A 22,669-nucleotide genomic window follows, 5' to 3' on the forward strand; every position below is an offset into this window, starting at 1 on the left:
GTGCTGCGTATCGAAGCGCTCCGGGTGATCGCCGATTGCACGGCCGAGCTGCCGGTGGTGGTCACCTGCGCGGCCTCCAGCCGGGAACTCGCCGCGGTGGCCGACCGGCCCAATCATCTGTATCTGCTCGATTCCATGGGGCTGGCCATCTCGGCCGCCACCGGCATCGCCCTGGGCATAGCGGAGACACCGGTGCCGAAGGTGGTGGCCATCGAGGGCGACGGCTCTCTGCTGATGAACCCCAATGTGCTTCCCACCGGCGGATTTCTGCGCCCCGCCAAGCTGGTGACGGTACTGCTGGACAATGCCGTCTACGGCGCGACCGCGAACCTGCCGACCTACGCCGACACCATCGACCTGGGACTGGTCGCCGAGGCCACCGGCTGGACCGTGCACCGCGCCGCCGATGCCCTCGAACTGCGCGCCGCGCTCGTCACCGCGCTGGATTCGCCCGGTCCGGTACTGGTGCACACCCATATCGAGGTCGGCAATGCGACGAATGTGCCCAAGCTACTGGAGGATCCGGTGATCATCGGCCGCCGATTCCAGGACTGGCTGCGCGCCCGTATCGCAGCACCGGCGGAGGTCCTGCTGTGATCACCACCGCCGACCCTCGCAGCGGGAAGACGCTCGCCACCTACCGATTCAGCAGTGATCGCGAGGTGGGCCGGCTGCTGCGCCGGGCGCAGACGGCGATCCGCAATCACGCCGATATCCCGGTGTCCCAGCGCGTCTTGGACTTTCGCGCCCTGGCGGAGCTGATGCGCACGCGGCGTGCGGAACTGGCGCTGCTGATCACCACCGAAATGGGCAAGCCGATCACGCAGTCCCGCGCCGAGATCGACAAATGCGTGACGACCTGTGAGTACTACGCCGACCGCATGCCGGAAATGCTGGCCCCGCACCAGGTCGACGTGCTGCCCGATGCCGGGAAGGTCCGATTGCGGCCGCTGGGCGTCATTCTGGCGATCATGCCGTGGAATTACCCGTTCTGGCAGGTCATCCGAGCCATGCTGCCCGCGGTCGCGGTCGGCAATGCCATTGTGCTCAAACACGCCGACAATGTGACCGGGTGCGCGCGGGCGGTGCAATCGCTGTTCGACGAGGTGTTCGGGGCCGGAATCCTCAGCAGCGTGGTGCTGCCGACACATCGGGTGGCGCCGCTCATCGACGATCCGGCGATTGTGGGCGTGGCATTCACCGGCAGTAATCGCATCGGTGCGCTGGTCGCCGCGCGTGCCGGGCGCGCGGTCAAGAAGTCGGTGCTCGAGCTGGGCGGTTCCGATCCGCTCATTGTGCTGCGGGATGCCGATGTGCCCGCCGCAGCCGCCGCCGCGGTGCGTTCGCGGTACCTCAATGCGGGGCAGAGCTGTATCGCGGCCAAGCGAATCATTGTGGAGCGCACTGTCTTCCCGGAATTCGTCGAAGCCATGGTGAGCGGGCTCGACGAGCTGGTGTACGACGATCCGAGATCGGCGGAGACCGAGGTCGGGCCGATGGCGCGCGTCGATCTGCGTGACGAGCTGCGCCGGCAGCTGGAGGCGACGCTCGCCGGTGGGGCACAGGTGCTGTTCGGCGGCAAGCCCGATGAGCGGCCCGGAGCCTGGTTCCCGCCGACCCTGGTACAGGTGCCCGATACCTCCGCTGTCGCCTTTCGCGAGGAGACCTTCGGACCTCTGGGTGCGGTCCTGCCCGTCGACTCACCGGCGGAGGCGCTGACTGCCGCCGCGAGTTCCGTGTACGGACTGAGCTGTTCGATCTGGGGCGCCGACCGCAGTGTCATCGACTATCTGGCCGACGGCATCGACGCCGGATCGATCTTCATCAACCGAATCTCCGAATCCGATCCCCGCCTGCCCGTCGGCGGCGTCAAGGCCAGCGGTTACGGCCGCGAGCTGGGGCACTACGGACTCACCGAATTCGCCAATATCCAGGCGGTCCGCACCGCCGAGACCTCCAGGAGCAACCGATGACGATTGCCGGTATCCGCACCCGCGCGGTGGGCGTGCCCGTCGACAAGCCGACCCGAATGTCCAATCGCGACTTGAACTTCCGGCACTATCTGCTGGTCGAGGTCACCACCACGGACGGCGCGACGGGCGTCGGCTACACCTATGCCGGGACCGGATCGGGACTGCTGGCCAAGTCCGCGGTCGATGATCTGCTCGCGCGGGTGTATATCGGCGACGATCCCAATGATGTAGTGGGACTGTGGGATCGGGCCTATCAGGAGACCCTGCTCGAAGGGCGGCGCGGCACCGTCCTGCGCGCACTCTCGGCGATCGATATCGCGCTGTGGGACCTACGCGCCAAACGGGCCGGGCTGCCACTGGTGAATCTGCTCGGCGGGTCGACCACCGCACTGCCCGCCTACGCCTCCGGCGGGTACTACCGCCCGGATGACGGCGAGTGGACCGAAGCGGTGGTGCGGGAGATCGAATTCAATGTCTCGCAAGGCTTCACCGATCACAAGATCAAGGTCGGCGGGCTGCCGGTAGCCGAGGATGCCCGCCGGGTCACGGCCGCGATCGCAGCCATCGGGGACACCGGCCGGCTGGCCCTGGATGCCAATAACGCCTACCGCTCGGTTCACGAAGCCCGTACCGCCATAGCGGCTTTCGAGCGTGCCGCCGGGGACACCCCGCTGTGGTGGTTCGAGGAGCCGCTGTCCCCCGAGGCGATCTCCGGTCACGCCGAACTGTCCCGCACCGTGCGCACCCCGATAGCCACCGGCGAAATCCACCAAACCCGCTGGGAATTCCGGCCTCTCATCGAAGCGGGGATTCCGATTCTGCAGTGTGATGCGGCCGTGGCCGGTGGCGTCACCGAATGGCTGCGCATCGCCCATGCGGCCGACGCCTTCGGACTGCAGATGGCCCCGCACTGGCACCACAATCTGCATGCGCACCTGTGCGGCGCGGTCTCCAACACCCTGGTCGTGGAGTACTTCGCCCTGGAGAAGGGCATTTACAACTTCGAAGCCCTGCTCACCCCCGAATCGCGTCTCCGCTACGGCGGCAATCAGATCTTCATTCCCGAACGCCCCGGCCTGGGCATCGAATTCGACGAAGAGACAGTGCGCAAGTACGAACTGATAGACTGATCGGAATCAGGAGTTCGCGGTCGACAGGCGCAATGAATAGCCGACGCCCCGGACGGTATGGATCAGCGGCGGGCCCTGGGCGTCGATCTTGCGGCGCAGCTGGCTGACGAAGGTTTCGACGACTCGTTCGCCGCGGCCTTCCTCCGCCTCCCAGACACGATCGAGGATTTGCCGTTTGCTCACGACCTTGCCGACATTGAGCATGAGGTAGCGCAGCAGGTTGAACTCGGTGGCCGACAACCAGATCGATTCACCGGCCCGCCGGACGACATGGGACTCGGCATCGAGTTCCAGATCGGCGACGCGCAGGTGGCCGGAGGCCTCGGCGTCGGAGACGCGGCTGCGGCGCAGGATGGCCTGCAGGCGCAGTACCACCTCTTCGAGGCTGAACGGTTTGGTGACGTAGTCGTCGCCACCGGCGGCGAGCCCGGCCAGGCGGTCCGCCACCGCGTCCCGGGCGGTCAGGAACAGCACCGGGATATCGCTGCCGCGATCGCGCAGCCGCTGCGCCACGGTGAATCCGTCGATATCGGGCAGCATGACATCGAGCACGATGATGTCCGGCCGATGCGCCGCGGCGGCAGCCAACGCGCTGCGGCCGCTCTCGGCGGAATGCACCTCGAATCCGCTCAGGCGCAGGGCGGAACCGAGCAGGTCAAGGATGAAGGGCTCATCGTCGACTACGAGGACGGAGGCCTCGCCCGGTGCGGATCGGTCGGTCACGAAACCCACAATAGGCACAATCCGGGCATAGCGTGTGGCAACCTTGCCTGGTCACAGGGTGCGCGGCAGGGACACCGTGAAGGTGGCGCCCTCGCCCTGCACCGTATCGAGTGTCACCTGTCCCCCGTGCGCGAGCACGAGCGCCTGCACAATCGACAGGCCGAGTCCGGTTCCGCCGCTGGCCCGGGCCCGCGAGGCATCGGTCCGATAGAAGCGTTCGAAGACCCGGGCCGCCGACTCCGGAGACAGTCCCGGCCCGCCGTCGACGACGTCGACCCGCACCTCATCGGGAAAAGGCGTGAGCCGCACCGTGATCGGCGCCTGCACCGGAGTGTGGGTCAGCGCATTGCCGACCAGATTGGTCAGCACCTGACGCAATCGGGTCTCATCGCCGATCACCTGCAGCGTGCCCTCACCCGGCAGCACCTCCAGGCGGATCGAGCGGTCCGGCGCATCGGGAGCGGGCTTCTGTTTGGCGGCGATGGCCTGTGCGTTGTGCACGGTGTCACCGGCAATCAGCAACATATCCACCGGTTTTCGTGCCAGCGGGCGATTCGCGTCCACCCGCGCCAGCATGAGCAGATCCTCCACCAGCAGACCCATCCGGGACGCCTCGTTCTCGATTCTGGTGAGCACACCCGCCGCATCGGTGCTGGCTCCCTGCCGGTACAGCTCCGCGAAACCACGAATGGTGGTGAGCGGAGTCCGCAATTCGTGGCTGGCATCGGCGATGAAGCGGCGCATCTTGGCTTCCGAGCGCCGCGCGGCCTCCTCCGACGCCTCGGTCGCCGCCACTCCGTGCTGAATCTGGGCCAGCATCTCGTTGAGCGAACGGGCCAGATGATCGACCTCGGTATCGACGCCCCGCACCGGCACCCGCCGATGCAGATCGCCACCGGCAATGGCGGCCGCCGTCTCCTCCACCTGCCGCAGCGGTCGCAGGCTGCGCCGCACCACCAGGTACCCGCCGCAGCCGAGCAGCAGCAAAGCCGTTGCGCCGGTAGCCAATTCGAAATAAATCAGACCGGACACCGTTTGCAGGTTGTCCGCCAGCGAGACCCCGATCGTGGTCGAGCCGTACTTGTTGGTGACGGTCAGCACCCGCCATCGGGTTGTCGAACCATCGGTCGAGCCGACGGTCGCGGGGCTGCCGCCGGTGTGGCCCCTCAGATCGGGCGCGGAACCTTCATTACCGCCGGCCACCTCCGAATAGACCTGTCCGTCAGGGCCTTTGCGCAGTTCGAAGAAGCGGCGCGGCTGCTCACTGGGCAATCTGTCGGAATTCGGCGGCCGGGGCGCGTCGGCGGGCACCCAGACGGTGTGACCGTCATCGGTTTGAATCTGCTTCATGGCGCGCGGCACTGCCCAGCTGCGGGCGGCATCGTTCAACTGCTCATCGGTGCGCGATGTCAGCGATCGTGACAGCGCCGAGGTCAATGCCACACCGGACACCATGAGGACCAGCGCGGCCAGTCCCACCATCGCGACCACCAGGCCGATACGCAGCGGAACCGACGACGCCCGCTGCCCTAGCGACTCCCGCAGCTTCACTTCCGGCTCGGCCGCAGTTCACGCGGCCCGCAGCCGGGTAGTCGCACCTGCGGGATTCGGTTCATCATGCAGCTCATGGTTCCCGTACCAACCCACTTCATACTTAAAGTGAGCTGGGGGTTTCCTGTGAACAACGCAGGAAACCGTCAGGCAGGCGAGGCGGGCGGGCCCGAGGCGGCGTCACCGAGGGCGAAATAGACCCGGAAGACCGTCCCGCCCTCGCGCTCATCGAGCAATTGGATCCGGGCGCCGTGTGCGGCGACGATGGCTGCCACGATAGCCAGCCCCAATCCGGAACCGCCTGCGCGGGAACGTGATTCATCGACTCGATAGAAGCGGTCGAAAATGTGCGGCGCCTTCTCCGCCGGAATCCCCGGGCCGTCGTCTCGCACCTCTATCACCGCGAATTCGGCGGAATCGGCAAGAATTCCACCGGATTCCGCGAGTACGCCCGCACTCGCGGCAGCGCTCACCCGGTCGACCGTGACGTCGATCGCGGCGGTAGCGGGAGTGTGCGTGAGGCAATTGCCCACCAGGTTGGTCAGCACCTGGCGCAGTCGATACTCATCGGCTTCGATCCGCATCGGATCATCCGGAAGGTGCAGCCGCACAGTGCGTTCGGGCTGGCGTGTGACGGCGTCCTGCACCACATCGCCGGCCACCGCCGACAGATCGATATCGGCCAGCACCAGCGGGCGCTCCTCGTCGAGCCGGGCCAGCAGCAGTAGATCGTCGACGAGCAGACCCATGCGAACGGCCTCGCTCTCGATGCGGCCCATCATGCGCTCCAGCTCGGCCGGCGTGCCGGCGCCACCGTGCCGGTACAGCTCGGCATAACCGCGAATGGAGGTCAGGGGTGTGCGCAGCTCGTGCGAGGCGTCCGCGATGAACAGGCGCATCCGCTCCTCGGACTCCTCCAGCCGGCGCAGTGTCGAGGACAGGCGGGCCAGCATCACATTGAACGCCGTCCCCAGCCGTCCGGTCTCGGTGTGCGAATCGGTCTGTGCCACACGGCGATCGAGATCACCACCAGCAATCGCCTGCGCGGTGTGCTCGATACGGGTCAGGGGCATCAACCCCACCCGGACCATCCAGGCCGCGACAACGCCCAGCAGCACCAGCACGCCGATCCCACCCGCGAGCTCGATCGAGCGCAATTGCCGTCCGGTCGCGTGATAGGTGTCCAGCGACATGGCGACCGCGACGGTCCCGCCGCCCGGCTCGGTCCGGCTCGGCACCTGAACATTGGTGCGCACCCGCCACTGCACCGCCCCGTCCACATCCGGCACGGTGAACGGCTCACTTCCCCGCGAACGGACCGATGCGGCATCCATCGCCGGCAGCGCGGGCGGTGCGACGCCGTCACCGATCAACCCCGTCGACGCGCCCGTTTTATCGAAGAAGAACACCCGGAACGGCGAGGGCAGATCGGCATCGGCCTCGTCGGAGACATCCGCGGGCGGTGGCGGCGGCCGGTTCGACGAGGACATATCAATGGCCACCGCATCGATCTGCGCATCGATCCGGGCCAGCTCGGAGCGGCCGAGCAGACTCACACTGAGCACGCCGAACACGATCAACCCGATAGCGGTCATCACCAGCATGGTCACCAGCAACCGCGCCCGCAGAGTCCATCGGCGCCGCAGCCGCGCCACAGCCGTGCGTCCGTTCACGAATCAAACAATAGGCACAGCAGTGACAGGCTCTCAGCCAGCCGGGCAGTGCGACCGGTGCGGTCCGGGGTCGGTGCGGGCGAACAGCCGCAGGATGATGTCCCCGAGCAGATTGGACAGGTTGTCGATCTGCTGCTCGACCGCCTGTTTCGCCTCGGGGGTCGGAGCGAGCAGCAACTGCTCGGCGCCGCGCCAGGCGTATTCGCGCCAGATCTGAATGGTCTGGCCGAAGGCGATCGCGGTGAGCGGCTCGGCCTCGTACGGGGCGCGCATTGCCGGATCCGCGTCACCGTAGAGCGCCGCGAGCTCCTGGACCGTGCCCTGTTCCGCCTCGGCGAGTAGCTCATTGATCTTCTCGTGGTCCGGTTTGTACGAACTGCCGTCCGGCGCGGTGATACCCATTTCGGCGATCACAATCGGGAGATCATGAGTGATGTGCGCATTGTAGGCAGCCGCCACATTGCCGAATACGGTCAGCGAATGGTCATCGGAGGCACGGAAATTCTGCTTCCACGACTCGGGTACCAGATCGGGCCGGCCGTTCTTGTAGTAGTTGTCGATGGCATCGAAATAGTGATGCGCATAGGTGGTCGACCAGTCGTTCACATGCTGCGGATAGATGAACCCGCCCCGCGCCTGCGCAATTTCGCGTTCACCCTTCGTGGTGTGCAGATAGCTCAGGAGCAGCGGAGCATTGTCATCGCATTCACGCTTCATGATCACGGCCCGCGATTCCATATCGGCGATGGTGTCGTCGATGCAGCCGTCGGATCCACTCGGGCATACGCCGTGCGCGGGCGTATACGGGATCGGGGCAGGTGGCAGCTGGTATGTCCACGGGACGTACGGGCCCCGATCAGGGAAGAGCTGCCGCGATATCTGCAGCAGCGCCTGCGTCGGCGGCAAGTTCGCAGCGCCGAGAACCAGGCGCGAACCGAGCGAATCATCGATCTGCGGTGGATCCGCCGATGCGGGAACACCGATTATCGTTCCGATCGCACACGCCACGGAAACAGCGAGCGCCGACGATATCCGCACAAGTGCCAAGACTTTCTCCCGGGTGATCGATACAGAGAACGGATATGCCGCACGGAAATAGGTCGCTACCAGCTGAATTCACGATTCGGATAGCCTCCGCCGGTCGAGGAGTCTACGGCGCGGCCTCCGTGGCGGGCCGCTATCCGGAGGTGTTCGGGGTGTCGTTCTGAAGGAGTGCGCCGAATTTCGTCAACACGGCCACCGGAATAAAACGAAGCCGTATCGTCTCGCAATAGGGTGGGCACCGAGACACCGCGACAGAGGGGAACCAGCCGATGACCGATGCGAGCGAGCAGCGCGCGGGTCGCAAACGCGATCCGCAGCGCGACCTGGATCTCATCAGAGCCGCCCAGGAATTGCTCGCCGAGGTCGGCTACGACAAGGTGACCATCGAAGCGGTCGCGGCACGCATCGGAGCCGGTAAGGCTACGGTCTATCGCCGCTGGAAAACCAAGTGCGAGTTGATGATCGACGCCATCAGAGCATTCGAGTGGAATGTCGCCGCGCCGGACACCGGGGCCCTGCGCGAGGACCTGTTCGCACTCGCCGGGTTCTTCATGGAGCGAAATCCGCTGCGCGACGGCGTGATGGCGGGTATGGCCACCGCTATGGCCCGCGACGCGACCATCCGGCACGCGGTCAATCAGGTCGTCGACCAGAGCAGGCACGAGGCCTTCACCACGATCCTCGGCAATGCCCATGCACGCGGCGAGATCGCTCGCGCCGATGACTGGGAGAATGTCCGAGATATCCTCCCCGCCATGATGTTCTATCGAGTCGCCATCCAGAATCGGCCGGTGGACGACGGATTCGTGGGTGAGGTCATCGATGACCTCACGATCCCCCTGTTGACCCGCAAGCAGCCCTGACCGCGGCAATCGGTTTTCGATCGCCGCGACCAGCGTTTGTCACGCATCACCCGGCAGGGGTGATCTCCGTGAAGCTGCTCACTTTGGTCGGCCTGCCCCGAAGGCCGCACCCGCGACTCGGCCATCAGGTCTTGCTCGCTTGTTCACACGTTCACGCAGGGGAACGGCCGTGACCAGCAAGAACCAAGCAGATTTCACAACCGGACCTGTTGTCCAAGAGTTTGCCGGAACGGGCTACGCTAAATCCCCGCACCTGGTCCAGGGCATTGTTTCCATGCGGTAACTTCTCAATTGAAGTGTCGATTAGTCAGTTTGAACGGTGAAGGAGGCGCGGTGCGCACGCCGCAACAATCTGTGCCGCTGGCTGCCGTGCATGGGGTGGTCAGGTCACCGGCCGGACCGCCGCGCCTGACCATCCAGCCCATCGATCGACCCGACTTGCGCGACCGGATCGATATCGCTGTCTCGGACCCGAATACCCGTGTGCTGATGATTTGCGCACCGGCCGGTAGCGGCAAAACCATCCTGCTGACCGATTGGATGCGCCGGCACGTCGGCGGCGCCGAGTCGGCCTGGCTGACAGTGAGCCGGGCGAGCACGCAGGCGCAGCTGCTGTGGAGCACACTGCGCACACAACTGGCCGTCCCCGAGGCGCCGCATCCGGGCCATGCCGCACCGCTCGCGGAGGCGGTCCAACTCCTGGACGCCGTCAGCGCGCGCTCGACGCCCGTTGTCCTGGTGATCGACGATGCCCATCTGCTCACCGACCCGGTCGCGCTGGCCGGCCTCGAGTATTTCCTGACCCATGCGCCGGACACGGTCACCGCGCTCGTGGCGGGCCGCTTCGATCCCCCGGTGCGCTGGCACAATTTCGAGCTCGCCGGACAACTCACCCGCATGCCCGCCGGACTGCTGGTCATGTCACACGAGCAGGTGGCGCAGCTGTGCCGTCAGCACCTGCCCTCGCTCACCGGCGACGAACTGCGCACCATCGCGAACCTGACACGCGGATGGCCTGCGCTGGTGCGCATTTCGGCCATTCATCTCGCGAGCCACAGCCGGAATCGGGTCGCCGCGCTGACGGCGCTCGCGCGGCCGTCCCAGGCCGTCTCCGATTTCCTGATGCGCGAACTCATCGAGACCTTGTCGCCGGAGCTGCGATTGTTCTTGACCTACACCAGCATTCCCGATTCCTTCACCGAGCAGCTCGCCGATGAACTGACCGGCGGCGGCGCCGCGCATCGCATGTACGAACTCGATCGCATCAATTTCCCGCTCACGCAGGCATTGCGCGGGGACGAACTCTGGTTCAGCTACCACCCGATGCTGCGCTCGTATCTGCGCACCGAAGCCGATCGGCTCGGTATCGAGACGCGGCGCGATCTGCATGTCCGGACCGCGACCTGGTTGCGGCATGCCGATCAGCCGCTCGCGGCGCTGCCGCATCTGCTGGCGGGCCCGGGCGAAACCCATTTGCAGCGCTTCCTCATCGATGCCGCCCTCGAACTGGTGCTGGAGGGCCGCGGCTGCGGTTTGTTCGCCGCACTGCACAGTCTGCGGCCGGACCTCGCCGACGACCCGTACATCTGGCTGCTGTGCGCGATGAACGCGCTGCTGTACGGCGATGCGGCCGATGCGCTTCCGCTCCTGGAGGTGGCGCGGACACGGCAGTCGACCCGGGTGTCGTTCGTCCCGGCATCGTGGATCGAGCTGCTGACCGCTGCCACCGCCGCCGGCGCGGCGGTGATGGCCGGGACCGCGGTGGACGACATCACGATGCGGGAGCCGATGCAGAGCACCGGCAATGCCGATATCGATTGCTACGCAACCAATCAGCTCGCCATGGCGACCTTCGTCCGAGGCGATATCGCCCGCGCTGCGGAGCTGCTGCATTCGGCGCTCGCGGTTGCCGAGCACTCCGGGCGCGCGCGTCTGGCAGTGCAGGCGGTCACCCGGCTGGCGACCGCGGCCGGCCTCGCGGGTGAGATCACCGCCATGCGGGAGCGGGCCGATCGGGCGCTGTCCCTTGCCGCCGAATATGCCGTGCCCGACAACCCGGACACCACACTGTCGCTCACCATGTCCGCACTGGCCGCCTATCTGCAGGGCGAATGGCCCGATCCCGCGCAGGTGCGTGCGGCCATGACCGTGCATTCGAGGCAGGACGGCTCATCGGTTCCGGCGGCGGGCTGGCATGCCCACGTCGTGGGCCGGCTGCTCACCTTCGAGCGCGCGGCGGATAAATCAACGGCCGCCGATACCCTGCGCTACAGCATGCTCGAGCTACTCGACAAGCAGGCGGTGCCGATGATGAGCAGCGGCCTCGTTCCCCCCGTGGTGTGGGCGCTCCTGCGGGTGCACGAACCGCGCACGGCGCGACTGCTCGTTGAGCACGCGCGGCGGACACTCGGCGATACCCCTGATATCGCGATCGCCCGCGCCGCGATCGCCAATGCGGCGAACAGTCCGGCGGCCACCCGCGCCCTGATCCGTCCGCTCATCGAGAACTCCGAGACCATTCACCCCACCAATGCGATCTTCGCCTGGCTGCTCTATGCGGTATCGCATCCCGAGCAGCCGCTGAAGGCGCGCGAGGGGATGGCGAACGCACTGCGAATCGCGGCACGCGACAAACTGGTGCGGCCATTTCTCGAGGTGCCCCAGGCGATTCGGCTGCTCGATGCGCTCGCGGGGCAACTGGGCCGCCACGATGTCTTCGCCGACTTCGTCCGCCGGCATCCCAGGGCGCAGCGCCGCACCGAGCATCCGACGCTGACCACCACCGAGGTGACCGTGCTGCGCCTGCTGCCGTCCGGCCGCACGACCCAGCACATTGCCGATGATCTGGGAGTTTCGATCAATACCGTGAAGACCCATTTGCGCGGTATCTATACGAAGCTGGGCGCGAATACCCGGGTCGATGCTCTCGATCGCGCCCGGCGCACCGGTTTGATCTGAGCATTCCAGCGCGTTTTTCACCCGATACGGGTGAGGTCCTGTCCCGCTGTTCCGGAAATACTGAGCTCAGGTTGTGGTGCGCTCCCCGAGCGCGGCCGGGCTGGGGGAACACCACTATCCACCACTATGCTCGGAGACGACTTTGCTTCATTGCCCTCAGCCGCCCCGGCTCGGCGACACCCTGCGGCGTCTGCGTGAAAACCGGCGAATCTCCCGGGAGTCGCTCGCCTTCGCCAGCGGTGTGAGCGCCAGTTATCTGTCGCATCTCGAACGCGGCCACCGCGATAACCCCGGTCGGGCGGTGCTCATCGCCCTGCTCAAATCCCTCGATCGGGTCGATACGCTGACCGATGCCGAACGACGGCACTGCCTGGACCTGGCCGGCGTCGGCATCGATTCCGTCCCCACCGTCGTCGAATTGCGCGAGACCATCACCGGCGATATCCGCCGTACCCTCGCGCTCTGCGAGCCGCGGATCGCCTGCTACTTCGATATCCGCCTCAATGTGCTGGCGTGCAACGAAGCATTCACCAAGGCGTTCAAGGGAATTGCGGAAGAGGGCAATTTCCTGCGGTGGTACCTGAGCAATGCGGTGGCGAAACAGATTGTCGCGGACTGGAACGGCATGCTCACCCATATCGTGGGCTGGCTGCGCGGGGCCGCCGGCAGCCTGCGATCGGACGGCGACTTCGCCGAATTGCTTTCCGGCCTGGCCACTTTCACAGAATTCCGCGACGCCTGGGCGGCCGCGGACCCCGTGTATTCCGACGGCCCGACCAGGGTGCACCTGCACGAGGCGAGCACCGGTGCGAAATACGCGGTCGACATCCAGGGCTTCCGCATGGATCACACCCGCTTCCCCGGGTGGATCTGGTATCTGCAAACCACTCCGCCGCAAGGCCTTCCGGCCTGATCCGAACGCCGGGTCCTCAGGCCGGGTAGGTGTGGATCTCCGTGGCTTTGACCGCGGCCCACAACCGCAGGCCCGGCTGCAGCCGGAGGTCGGCTACCGCGGCCGGGGTGATGTCGGCCAGGACCGGGGGTGCGCCGTCGAGTTGCACGCGGGTCGTATTGCCGTGCTGCTCGAAGCCCACGACGGTGACCGGCCAGACATTGCGGGCACTGCCGGCGGGCTGTTCCAGGTGCAGACCGACCGCCGTGGGCGGGAAGGCCACAAATACCCGCCCCGCCGCAGGTTCGGTGCCGGTGAGGGCGCCGCCGCTGTCGATCGCCACCACCGCGCCGTCGGCGGTGCCGCGAAACAGGTTGAGCCCGACCAGATTCGCGACATAGTCCGATCGCGGCCGGCGCGCGATATCGACCGGCGTGCCCTCCTGGACGATGGCGCCGTCCTCGAGAATGATGAGCCGATCGGCCAGCACCATGGCGTCCAGGGGATCGTGCGTCACCAGCACCGTATGCCCGGCATAGTCGCGCAGATGCCGGGCCAGATCGGCGCGCACCTGCATCCGGGTGCTCGCGTCCAGGGCGGCGAGGGGTTCATCGAGCAGCAGCAGTTGCGGTTCGGTGGCCAGGGCACGAGCCAGCGCGACCCGCTGCGCCTGTCCGCCGGACAGCGAGCGGGGCGTCGACGTCGCGTGGTCGTGCAGGCCGACGCGGTCGAGCCAGGTACTCGCGCGGGCGCGGGCCGCGGCCCGGCGCATACCGCGGGCGCGCAGTCCGAACGCCACATTCTCCAGTGCCGAAAGGTGTTGGAACAGCAGGTAATCCTGGAATACCACACCGACCTCGCGTCGTTCGGCGGGAACGAACACCGCCGGTGGCGCATCCCAGACCGCGTCACCCAGCGTGATCTCGCCACCGGTGAGCGGGGTGAGCCCGGACAGAGTGCGCAGCGCGGTGGTCTTACCGGCGCCGTTGGGCCCGAGCAGTGCGATCACCTCACCGGGTGCGGAGGTGATGCTGATGTCCAGCCGGAATTGTGGCCGGTCGAAACGCAATTGGGCGTGCAGCGTCATACCGGTCCTCGCATCCAGCGCTCCCGCAGCGAGACCAGGACGCCCACCGAGACGACGAGCAGCACCAGGCTGAGCACGATCGCCGCATCGGGATCGGTTTCGAGCGCGAGATATACCGCCAGCGGCATGGTTGTCGTCTTGCCCGGAAAATTGCCCGCGAAGGTGATGGTCGCGCCGAATTCGCCCAGTGCCCGCGCCCAGCACAGCACCGCACCGGCGATCACGCCGGGCAGTACCGAGGGCAGCGTGACCCTGCGGAAGGTGTACCAGGGGGAAGCGCCGAGGGTGGCGGCCGCGTCCTCGTAGCGCGTATCCGCCGCTCGCAGTGCGCCTTCCACGGAGATCACCAGGAACGGCATGGCCACGAATGCCTCCGCCACCACCACACCGGCGGTGGTGAACGGCAGTGCCACACCGAACCAGTCATAGGCGTACTGCCCGACCAGTCCGCGACGGCCGAGCACCAGCAGCAGGGCCACACCGCCGACGACGGGCGGCAGCACCAGCGGCACCGTGACCAGCGCGCGAATCAGCCCGCGTCCGGGCAAGTGCGCCCGAGCCAGCAGCCAGGCCAGCGGAATACCGAACACCAGGCAGATGACCGTCGCCAGGGTCGCGCAGATGAGCGAAAGCCGCAGGGCCTGACCGACTTCCGCACTGAAGAGCCGTTCGGGCAGGGTCCGCCAGGGTGCGCGGACCAGGAGGCCGAGCAGCGGCACCAGCAGGAAGGCCAGCGCGCACACGGCGGGCAATACCAGGATGACCGGTCGTCGTCCCCGTACTGCCCGCCGTCGTGCCGAGGCTCCGCTCACCGGCGTCCCCCGGCGGTGGTCACGACCGTCACGGGGTGTCGAATCCGGCGGCGGCGAAGACCTTCTTGGCCTGATCGCCCTTGATGAAATCGACGAAGGCCGCGGCCCCGGCGGCATTGGGCGCCTTGGCCAGCGGCGCGATCGGGTAGGTATTGATCGCCTTGGCCGATTCCGGGAAGTCGATGCCCTGCACCTTGTCACCGGCGGCCTGCACATCGGTGCGGTAGACCAGCGCGGCATCCACCTCGTCGAGGGTCACCTTGGTGAGCGCCGCTTTCACGTCCTGCTCACGGGTGACGGGCTGCGGCGTGATGCCCGCGATCTGGAAGACCTGCTTGGCCGCGGCGCCACACGGCACCTGCTCGGCGCACAGCGCGGTGCGCGAGCCGGCCTTGCCGAAGTCGGCCAGTCCGGTGATGTGGCCCGGATTACCCTTGGGCACAGCGATTTCCAAACGGTTGCTGACGAAGGTCGCCTGCGGGGCGGTGATCTCACCGGTGTCCACGACCTGCTTCATATTCGCCGGAGCCGCCGAGGCGAAGACGTCCGCGGGCGCGCCCTGGTTGATCTGCTGGGCCAGCGCCGAGCTGCCGCCATAGCTGAAGACGACCTTCACGCCCGGGTGTGCCGCCTCGAAATCGTGGCCGAGCTGGTTGAAGGTATCGGTCAGCGACGCGGCCGCGAAGACCGTGACCGTGCCGGAGATCCGGCCGTCGGCGGCGGGCTTGCTCGAATTGTCATCGGAGCTGCATCCGACCAGTCCGGCTGTCACGGTGAGCGCTGCGGCAGTCAGCGCGAGCGTGCGAATTGTCTTCATCCTCATCAACTTTCTGGTATCTCGACCACGACATGGGTGGATTTGACCGAGGCGACAGCGATGCTGCCCACCTCCAGCCCGAGTTCGTCGACCGATTCCCGGCTCAGCAGCGATACCAGGCGGAACGGCCCGGCCTGCATCTCGACCTGCGCCATGACCGTGTCCTTGACAATGCGGGTCACGATGCCGCGCATTCGGTTGCGCGCCGAGACCGCCACCGTGGGGCCCGGAACGTGCGGGTCGGAGGAGCTGCGCAAGATTTCCGCGAGATCCGCACCGCGCACACCCTTGCGGCCGCTGTCCAGACGGACCTCGGCCAGCCGTCCCTGCTCGATCCAGCGGCGCACGGTGTCGTCGCTGACGCCCAGCAGCGCCGCCGCCTCACTGATCCGCAAATTCGTCACGATAGGGATCATATTGCCGTATGCGCGGAACACAAGCCCGTCTCCGCGCCGAAAGTGTCCAGCACCTCCGGCCACCGCCGGATCGATAACTCGCACATACGTGCGAATAGCTCATCGGCGCCGAACCGAGGATGCGGTTGATCTATTCAAGGTTGCCGGCAACCGGCTGGCGGTGTTGATCAGCGTTCCCGAACCAGTTTCCTGTTCTTGTGGGCGATTTCGAGCAAACACCGGGCGTGATCGTGCGATATTTGTGCACGGGAAGGGGGGATGTGAAGAGGACTGCCACACAAACGGGGGCAGCCACTGGCACAACCCACGGAGGCAACAACTAAATGATGATCCCCACTGCGGTTACGGACCCCCGGCTTGTCGACGAGGTCAATCCCGGGTGCCCCTACCGCAACTCACCAGCTCATCAGGTGCTCGACATTCGCGCGGCCGCTGCCGAGGACCGCGAAGCGGACTGCGCGCAGTTCTTCGCGCTGCCCGAACTGGCGCATCTGCCCGCCCAGCGCGGGGGCGTCGCACTGCGGCAGCTGCGCAGGACCGGGTCGTACCATCACACGCTCGAGGAACTGGGCATCGGTACGAAGCTGGCGTGGCGCAATCACGACCGGTGCGTGGGCCGAAGACAGTGGCGCGCTTTGGAAGTCGTCGATGCGCGCGATGCGGGCTCGGCCGCCGAACTGGCCGGCGCGTGCCTGGAACATCTGCGCCGCGCCACCAATGGCGGCGCGGTCCGTTCGGTGATCACGGTCGGCCCGCCCGCCGATGCGCAGGGGCGCGGCTTCCGAATCCTGAACTCCCAGTTCATCCGCTACGCGGGATACCGGGTCGGAGACGGGGTCCTCGGCGATCCGGCCAATGTCGAATTGACCGACCTCGCCCGGGAACACGGCTGGCGCGCACCGGGTGGGCGATTCGATGTGCTGCCCCTGCTGATTCACACTCCCGACGGCACCATCGAGCGCTTCGATGTCCCGCCCGAGTTCGTCCTCGAAGTGCCGATGCGGCATCCGGAGTTCACCTGGTTCGCCGACCTCGGTCTCAAATGGCATGCGGTACCGGCCGTTTCGAATATGGATCTGGAGATCGGCGGACTCACCTACGCGTGTGCGCCGTTCAACGGCTGGTACGTCTCCTCGGAGATCGGCCGCAATCTGGGCGACAGCGATCGCTACGACATGCTCCCGGCCATCGCCGACGCGATGGGCCTGGACCGCAGCACCGAGCGCACCCTCTGGCGCGATCAGGCCCTGGTGGAACTGAGCCGTGCGATCCTGCACAGCTACCGGCAGTCGCGCGTGCATCTGGTCGATCACCACACCGTGGCCCGCCAGTTCCTCGACCACGTCGACCGCGAGCGCATTGCCGGCCGCTCCTGCCCGACCGACTGGACCTGGATCAATCCCCCGCTCTCGGCCAGCCTCACCCCCACCTTCCACCGCTCCTTCGATCCCCCGGACCCGCATATCCGGCCCGCCTTCGTCCGCCGGGGCGCCACTCGGCCCGGCCCGGCCCCCGAAGCGCCGGTCGATGCGCCGAACTCACTGTGGCGAAACATCTTTCGATCAAGACGCAGTTGATCGGGCGTTCCTTCCCCCGATAACACATTTCGTGGCGTGCGCGGACCCGGTAGCGTCGTGGCCGTGTGGAACATCGGGGATTCGAAGGATCGGACAGCAGAGCAGGACGATATTCATGTGCGGCGGGCGACCTCCTTCGGCGCGGAGGCCGCCGCGTACGCGGAGCATCGGCCGGACTATCCGGCGGCCGGTATTCGGTGGGCGTTGGCGCCGCTCGGCGGGAAAGAGTCGCCGGTGGTACTCGATCTGGGTGCCGGTACCGGCAAGCTCACGCAGGGTCTGATCGCGGCCGGGGCCCAGGTGATCGCCGTCGAACCCGACGATGGGATGCGCGCGGAACTGGTGCGTCGTTTCCCCGGCGTGAAGGCGATTGCCGGTGCGGCAGAAGCGATTCCGCTGCCGGATGGCTACGTCGATGCGGTGGTCGCCGGACAGGCGCTGCACTGGTTCGATCTGCCGCGGGCCTTTCCGGAGATCGCGCGCGTGCTGCGCGCGGACGGGGTGCTGGCCGCATTCTGGAATATCGAGGACGACCGGGTCGAGTGGGTCGCGGGGCTGAAGCAGGTCTCCCGCTCCGGCGCCTCGCTCCCGCCGCCGGACAAGAACAGCGCGCTGCCCGCGCATCCGCTGTTCACGGATTTCGAGCAATCCGATTTCGCGCATGCACACCGGCGGACCGCCGAATCCCTGACTGCCACCATAGGTACGTATTCGCATACGGTCGTCATTCCCGGTGCGCAGCGCACCGCACTGCTCGATCGGATCCGCGCCTATCTGCACAGCAGGCCGGAGACCGCGGACGGCGAGTTCGACGTCCCCATACGGACAAAGACGATCCGCGCGGTCAAACGCACGGCCGATTCCGACCTGTAGCCGGTCACCACACCCCTCACCGATTGCACCAAACCGGAGACGGTGGCAGCACGAACCTCCTTGTGTGCCGTCCAGGACGCTGGCGGTTATCCAGGCATGCTGCAGCGCCGCTCCGACATTGGCGACAACGGGAGGATCCGCTTGAGAACACGGCGATTGACACGTACGGCAGCACTACGCTGGGTGCTCGGCGGCACGCTGGCCGCGGCGAGTCTGGCCGGCACCGTGAGTCCCGCGACCGCGGAGCCCGGGGCGGCTCGTGTCGTCTCGGTCGAGGACGTGAACGACCGGCAGCAGAACGTCATGGTCTATTCGCCCGCCATGGACAGGCCGATCCGGATACAGGTCATTCGGGCTGCGGACCGGGCGGCGGCGCACCCGACCATGTACCTGCTCAACGGCTCCGGCGGTGGCCCGAATCAGAGTGGCTGGGATGCGCAGACCGATGTCGTGAGTTTCCTGCGCGGCAAAGACGTCAATGTCGTCACGCCCTACGGTGGCAGCGATTCCTACTACACCGACTGGATTCGCGACGACGCCGTTCTGGGCCACAACAGGTGGCAGACCTTCCTCAACGAGGAGCTGCCGCCCGCGATCGAAGGGTTCCTGGGCGCCAATGGGAATCGCACGCTGGTAGGCGTTTCCATGAGCGGCACCTCGGTGCTGAACCTGGCCATCGCCAAACCCGGATTCTGGAACAGTGTGGCGTCCTACAGCGGCTGCGCGCAGACCTCCGATCCCGTCGGGCACGAATTCGTCCGGCTCACGGTGGAGAACTGGGGCGGCGGGCAGAGCGTCGAGAACATGTGGGGCCCCGCCGATGGGCCGCTGTGGCGCGCCAACGACCCACTGGTGAATGCCGATCGGTTGCGCGGGACCGCCATCTATCTGAGTGCGGGTAGCGGCATCCCGGCGGCCCCGCACGACAGCCCGGCCGACCCGCGAGTTCAGGACGGCCGCATTCCGCTTCCGGTGCAGATCGCCTTCGGCGGGCCGATCGAAGCAGCCATCCACTACTGCACGGTGAACCTGACCAACCGGCTGCACGAGCTGAATATCCCGGTGACAGTGGATGATCAGCCGGTCGGCACCCACTCCTGGGGCTATTGGGAAGACGAATTGAAGCGCTCCTGGCCATTCCTGGCGACAACGGTCGGCGCCGAAGTCAACTGACGCCGGGCTTGTCCGTCAGCACACAGGGTGGACTGATTCCGACCGGCAATACGCCGCAGGGATGACGCCGAATGAGCAATGCGACCGATGTTCGCACCGCATTGCGCGATGCTAACGTCCTGACCATGCCCTCTTCGACGCTGGACTCGAATTCCGTTGAGCGAAGCCGTGTTCCAGTACAAGCCGACTGGACACCACTGAGCAGAATCGGATTCCGGCTGCTGTTCACGATCGGCGGTTCCGTGCTGGTCGTATTCGTGTACGGCAATTTCGTGGCCCTGAACGGATTACTCCAGCCGTTCAGGGCCGCTCTCGCGCAGGTCGGAAGCGTGCTGATGCGCGGGCGCGGGGTAGCCATGGATACGACCAACAGCGGCGATACTCCGGGAGATTGGTGCGCTCTTGTCGGATGTCTGATCTTCGGAATAGTCGCGGCCGCGCTGTGGAGCGTCTTCGATCGCAGGAATACCGACTACCGGAGTTCAGGGCGGGCGCTATTCGAGTTCGCCCGCATCGGTCTTGTTGTCGAGTTGCTCGCCTACGGTCTGGCAAAAGCGATACCCATTCAAATGGGCTACATGACACAGCCTGCGCACCAGCTGCCGCTGGTGGGCGACCTCGGATTGAAAGACACACTCTGGACCTTCATGGGCGCCTCGGATGTGTATTCGATTGCGACCGGCCTGGCGGAAATCACCGCGGGCATACTCCTGCTCTGGAGACGGACCTGGCTCGCCGGCGGCCTCCTGGCCATTGTTGCCATGGCTCAGGTATTCCTCCTCAACCTCTGTTACGACGTGCCGGTAAAACTCCTCTCCGGCGTCCTCCTGGCCACCGCCATCGCCCTCACCACTCCGTGCTGGCCCAATGTCCTGCGAGTCCTCACCAACAGCACCCCCCTCCCGCCGAAACACCTGTGGCCCGCTCCGGGAACCAGGCGCTTCCGTCTCGGCGCCTTCTCCCTCGGACTCGTTGCAGTAGTGGCACATTCAGCTCTGATGGCAACCCTCGCCGTCATCGCCGTCATCGATATCCATTCACCACGCTCACCCCTCGACGGCGAATGGCAGGCAATGTCATTCACCATCGACGGCACCCCGGCGGCAATGACCGCACAGGACCCGAACCCCTGGGCAAACGTAGCAATCACCGACCGCCCGGACTCCCAGAGCTTCATCACCCAAACCCCCTCCGGCGCAACCACCACATGGGCCCTGGAGCTGAAAGACCACACCCTCCTCATCCGCCGGCACCTCTCCGACTCCCCCACCACACTCCGGTACCACTGGAACCCCGACAATTCCCTCGTCCTCTCCGGCACCATCGCCAACCACCAGATCGAAGGCCACTACCAGCGTCGCCCCATGGAACGAGAAAACTCCCCATTCCGCCTGGTACAACCCGCCATAGACCCCGACCGGCCGAAGACGTCGTAACTGCCCGGCCAGGGAGTTGGCGGCCCCCGAGCAGTTCCCAGCATGATTGACCCCATCATGATCACTGCCGCGTTTCTCCAGTACTCCGGCAAAGGCCCGATGCAACATGAGGAGAGCGTGCTGGCGGAAGGTTTGCGGCGGCGCGAGATTCCCTTGCAGCACTACACAATCAAGAACCGAGTTGATCATGCGCAGATGGACGGAGCTTACTCGACTCCCACTGTGGGGGTGTACAACTGGACGGGCGAACGCTGGCAGTTGCTCGCATCCATCCCTGACAGTGCTCGGGGGAATCTGTCGTCCTGGACGGACAACCAGGCCGATGCCGTGAAGGTCTGCGACTGATATCACCGACGCACGGCGCGAAGCCCTCAGGCAGTCGGCCTGAGGGCTTCGGGCCGGGCGGACCCGGTTGTCATCGGGGCAGGACCTTCAGGTTGAGATCATCGAAGACCGCTTGAATTCGGTGTCCGACACCATTGTTGCCCGATCCGCCCCAGTGCAGTCCCACCACGCGGTGCGCTTCAGCATCTGCGGCATCCAGATAGAGCGCGCCCGAATCCCCACCGGCGGAGAAGTCTTCGCCCTCACCATCGATCCAGAGATCGGATTTCGATCCGAAGTAGTCGGAGTCGTAATCGATCAGCTCGACAGTGCCGAAGGTGAGTCCGGTTGTCCTTCCGGTCTTTTGGATCCGCATACCGACGATGGCATCGGTGATCTCGAAGACCGCAGGGCCGGCGCTGACGATCGAGCTGTCGGCAACGCCGGCACCGGTGGGCGCCGCGATCGCGGCATCGAGTTGGCCCGATCTCAGCACCGAGGCAATAAGATCGGCGGTATCGGTGCCGCCGTCCTCCGCCGAGGGCTGAGTGACCGGCGTCCCCGTCGACGATCCGAAGACATGCGCGTTCGACAGCGCGACGGATTGCCCGGTGACGGTGTCCCAGACCCAGCCACCGAGCGTGCCGGAGAAGCCCGCACTCACGCCCCCGGGCACCGGGCGCACCCGCAGACCGGCTTCCGGTGTGGGCTTCGGATGCTCCTGGACATCGATTCGGACAACAACCTCGTGACCGTCGCTGCCGAGAAATCGGAGCTCGGTCGGCAGCAATCGCGGTGCGGAGATTTCTCCCGGAGGCAGCTTCCGCGCCACGTGCACCACAACGGCGTATTGATCAGTCTTGCTGCCATCGCGACGTCGGCGGCCGACACCGATCCCATGCACGTCCGGGTGCGAAAGAAGCCCATCACCGAAGCGCGCCTTCGCTACCCGCGCCGCGGTGAACTCCGCGTCCGATCTCACTGCGGATGTCCGGCGTCACCCGCCCCGGCATCACCCGCGGGGGGAGCTCCCGCGTCCCCGGGACCGGGAGAGACCGGGACCGCCGGTTGCGGGCAGAGAATCGAACACTCGGGCAGCACCAGCGCGTTGGCGTGATTCGGATCGTTCACCAGTTCATTGCCTCTCGCGGCAATGAACTCCCGAATTACCTGAACATGCTGACCACCGAGAACAACCGACTTCAAGCCGGCGTCGCGTAGAGCCTGCCTGGATTCATCCCAGAGGTCGTTCTCCGCGATGAACTTCATATAGTGCTGAAACGTACCGACAGGTACCTCGACGAGATCGTTGTATGGTGCGCTCATGGCTGAACCCTCCTGATAACC

At 66.2% G+C, this 22,669-nt stretch carries 21 protein-coding genes; 11 read left to right on the forward strand and 10 right to left on the reverse strand.

Features of this window, described 5'->3' with window-relative positions:
* Genes ABZX86_RS27250 through ABZX86_RS27260 form a run of 3 tightly spaced genes read left to right on the forward strand, consistent with a single transcriptional unit; the run spans position 1 to position 3,103 of the window.
* Positions 1–597, forward strand: a complete 597-nt coding sequence (locus tag ABZX86_RS27250) for a thiamine pyrophosphate-dependent enzyme (protein ID WP_355127496.1) — start codon at positions 1–3, stop codon at positions 595–597.
* Positions 594–1,973 carry an aldehyde dehydrogenase family protein gene (locus ABZX86_RS27255; protein WP_355127497.1) on the forward strand — a complete coding sequence of 460 codons (1,380 nt, stop codon included), beginning with the start codon at positions 594–596 and terminating at the stop codon, positions 1,971–1,973. The genes ABZX86_RS27250 and ABZX86_RS27255 overlap by 4 nt, the downstream gene beginning before the upstream one ends.
* Positions 1,970–3,103 carry a mandelate racemase/muconate lactonizing enzyme family protein gene (locus tag ABZX86_RS27260; protein WP_355127498.1) on the forward strand — a complete coding sequence of 378 codons (1,134 nt, stop codon included), beginning with the start codon at positions 1,970–1,972 and terminating at the stop codon, positions 3,101–3,103. Before ABZX86_RS27255 ends, ABZX86_RS27260 begins: the two co-directional genes overlap by 4 nt.
* A gap of 6 nt (positions 3,104–3,109) precedes the next feature.
* On the opposite strand, the gene ABZX86_RS27265 is transcribed toward ABZX86_RS27260, so the two are convergent.
* The 4 genes from ABZX86_RS27265 to ABZX86_RS27280 form a co-directional block, all read right to left on the reverse strand.
* Positions 3,110–3,826: a response regulator transcription factor gene (locus ABZX86_RS27265; protein WP_355127499.1), complete on the reverse strand. Its 717-nt coding sequence runs from the start codon at positions 3,824–3,826 to the stop codon at positions 3,110–3,112.
* A gap of 51 nt (positions 3,827–3,877) precedes the next feature.
* Positions 3,878–5,308: a HAMP domain-containing sensor histidine kinase gene (locus ABZX86_RS27270; protein WP_355127702.1), complete on the reverse strand. Its 1,431-nt coding sequence runs from the start codon at positions 5,306–5,308 to the stop codon at positions 3,878–3,880.
* Positions 5,309–5,523: 215 nt separating this feature from the next.
* Entirely contained in the window at positions 5,524–7,050 is a 1,527-nt protein-coding gene (locus ABZX86_RS27275) for an ATP-binding protein (protein ID WP_355127500.1), read from the reverse strand.
* 33 nt (positions 7,051–7,083) lie between these two features.
* On the reverse strand, positions 7,084–7,956 hold the full coding sequence (locus ABZX86_RS27280) for a DUF5995 family protein (protein ID WP_355127501.1): 873 nt from the start codon (positions 7,954–7,956) through the stop codon (positions 7,084–7,086).
* Between the two features lie 407 nt (positions 7,957–8,363).
* On the opposite strand from ABZX86_RS27280, the gene ABZX86_RS27285 reads away from it, so the two are divergent.
* From ABZX86_RS27285 to ABZX86_RS27295, 3 genes are all read left to right on the forward strand, one after another.
* Entirely contained in the window at positions 8,364–8,957 is a 594-nt protein-coding gene (locus ABZX86_RS27285; protein ID WP_355127502.1) for a TetR/AcrR family transcriptional regulator, read from the forward strand.
* Between the two features lie 333 nt (positions 8,958–9,290).
* A complete protein-coding gene (locus ABZX86_RS27290) occupies positions 9,291–11,915 on the forward strand; it encodes a LuxR C-terminal-related transcriptional regulator (RefSeq protein ID WP_355127503.1) in 2,625 nt (874 codons plus the stop codon).
* A gap of 142 nt (positions 11,916–12,057) precedes the next feature.
* On the forward strand, positions 12,058–12,828 hold the full coding sequence (locus ABZX86_RS27295; RefSeq protein WP_355127504.1) for a helix-turn-helix domain-containing protein: 771 nt from the start codon (positions 12,058–12,060) through the stop codon (positions 12,826–12,828).
* Between the two features lie 16 nt (positions 12,829–12,844).
* Here the strand turns inward: ABZX86_RS27295 and ABZX86_RS27300 are convergent, their stop codons facing one another.
* The 4 genes from ABZX86_RS27300 to ABZX86_RS27315 are packed head-to-tail and all read right to left on the reverse strand — an operon-like array spanning position 12,845 to position 15,927.
* A complete protein-coding gene (locus tag ABZX86_RS27300; RefSeq protein WP_355127505.1) occupies positions 12,845–13,894 on the reverse strand; it encodes an ABC transporter ATP-binding protein in 1,050 nt (349 codons plus the stop codon).
* On the reverse strand, positions 13,891–14,706 hold the full coding sequence (gene modB / locus ABZX86_RS27305) for a molybdate ABC transporter permease subunit (RefSeq protein WP_355127506.1): 816 nt from the start codon (positions 14,704–14,706) through the stop codon (positions 13,891–13,893). The genes ABZX86_RS27300 and modB overlap by 4 nt, the downstream gene beginning before the upstream one ends.
* A 28-nt stretch (positions 14,707–14,734) precedes the next feature.
* Positions 14,735–15,523, reverse strand: coding sequence for a molybdate ABC transporter substrate-binding protein (gene modA, locus ABZX86_RS27310; protein ID WP_355127507.1), 789 nt, complete (start codon positions 15,521–15,523; stop codon positions 14,735–14,737).
* A gap of 5 nt (positions 15,524–15,528) precedes the next feature.
* The gene (locus tag ABZX86_RS27315) at positions 15,529–15,927 is read right to left on the reverse strand and encodes a TOBE domain-containing protein (RefSeq protein WP_327146043.1); all 399 of its coding nucleotides are present in this window, start codon (positions 15,925–15,927) and stop codon (positions 15,529–15,531) included.
* Positions 15,928–16,262: 335 nt separating this feature from the next.
* Between ABZX86_RS27315 and ABZX86_RS27320 the strand changes: the two genes are divergently transcribed.
* The 5 genes from ABZX86_RS27320 to ABZX86_RS27340 all read left to right on the forward strand — a co-directional run bounded on the left by ABZX86_RS27320 (position 16,263) and on the right by ABZX86_RS27340 (position 21,343).
* Complete coding sequence (locus ABZX86_RS27320) at positions 16,263–17,516, forward strand: nitric oxide synthase oxygenase (protein WP_355127508.1); 1,254 nt, start codon at positions 16,263–16,265, stop codon at positions 17,514–17,516.
* A gap of 36 nt (positions 17,517–17,552) precedes the next feature.
* Positions 17,553–18,389 carry a class I SAM-dependent methyltransferase gene (locus ABZX86_RS27325; protein WP_355127509.1) on the forward strand — a complete coding sequence of 279 codons (837 nt, stop codon included), beginning with the start codon at positions 17,553–17,555 and terminating at the stop codon, positions 18,387–18,389.
* A gap of 156 nt (positions 18,390–18,545) precedes the next feature.
* Positions 18,546–19,562 carry an alpha/beta hydrolase family protein gene (locus tag ABZX86_RS27330; protein ID WP_355127510.1) on the forward strand — a complete coding sequence of 339 codons (1,017 nt, stop codon included), beginning with the start codon at positions 18,546–18,548 and terminating at the stop codon, positions 19,560–19,562.
* Between the two features lie 125 nt (positions 19,563–19,687).
* Positions 19,688–20,998, forward strand: a complete 1,311-nt coding sequence (locus tag ABZX86_RS27335; protein WP_355127511.1) for a hypothetical protein — start codon at positions 19,688–19,690, stop codon at positions 20,996–20,998.
* A gap of 42 nt (positions 20,999–21,040) precedes the next feature.
* Positions 21,041–21,343: a hypothetical protein gene (locus tag ABZX86_RS27340; protein ID WP_355127512.1), complete on the forward strand. Its 303-nt coding sequence runs from the start codon at positions 21,041–21,043 to the stop codon at positions 21,341–21,343.
* Positions 21,344–21,413: 70 nt separating this feature from the next.
* Here the strand turns inward: ABZX86_RS27340 and ABZX86_RS27345 are convergent, their stop codons facing one another.
* Entirely contained in the window at positions 21,414–22,304 is an 891-nt protein-coding gene (locus ABZX86_RS27345) for a hypothetical protein (RefSeq protein ID WP_355127514.1), read from the reverse strand.
* Positions 22,301–22,648 carry a hypothetical protein gene (locus tag ABZX86_RS27350; RefSeq protein ID WP_355127515.1) on the reverse strand — a complete coding sequence of 116 codons (348 nt, stop codon included), beginning with the start codon at positions 22,646–22,648 and terminating at the stop codon, positions 22,301–22,303. The genes ABZX86_RS27345 and ABZX86_RS27350 overlap by 4 nt, the downstream gene beginning before the upstream one ends.
* Positions 22,649–22,669 lie beyond the last annotated feature (21 nt).

It is taken from the genome of Nocardia sp. NPDC006630, from assembly GCF_040611495.1.
Taxonomy (GTDB): Bacteria; Actinomycetota; Actinomycetes; order Mycobacteriales; family Mycobacteriaceae; genus Nocardia.

Excerpts from the sequence above, each read along its gene's own strand:
- ABZX86_RS27260 (WP_355127498.1), top strand. The coding sequence starts at position 1,970 with ATGACGATTGCCGGTATCCGCACCCGCGCGGTGGGCGTGCCCGTCGAC.
- ABZX86_RS27270 (WP_355127702.1), bottom strand. The coding sequence starts at position 5,308 with ATGGTGGGACTGGCCGCGCTGGTCCTCATGGTGTCCGGTGTGGCATTG.
- ABZX86_RS27285 (WP_355127502.1), top strand. The coding sequence starts at position 8,364 with ATGACCGATGCGAGCGAGCAGCGCGCGGGTCGCAAACGCGATCCGCAG.
- ABZX86_RS27300 (WP_355127505.1), bottom strand. The coding sequence starts at position 13,894 with ATGACGCTGCACGCCCAATTGCGTTTCGACCGGCCACAATTCCGGCTG.
- modA (WP_355127507.1), bottom strand. The coding sequence starts at position 15,523 with ATGAAGACAATTCGCACGCTCGCGCTGACTGCCGCAGCGCTCACCGTG.
- ABZX86_RS27320 (WP_355127508.1), top strand. The coding sequence starts at position 16,263 with ATGATGATCCCCACTGCGGTTACGGACCCCCGGCTTGTCGACGAGGTC.
- ABZX86_RS27335 (WP_355127511.1), top strand. The coding sequence starts at position 19,688 with ATGCCCTCTTCGACGCTGGACTCGAATTCCGTTGAGCGAAGCCGTGTT.
- ABZX86_RS27340 (WP_355127512.1), top strand. The coding sequence starts at position 21,041 with ATGATTGACCCCATCATGATCACTGCCGCGTTTCTCCAGTACTCCGGC.
- ABZX86_RS27350 (WP_355127515.1), bottom strand. The coding sequence starts at position 22,648 with ATGAGCGCACCATACAACGATCTCGTCGAGGTACCTGTCGGTACGTTT.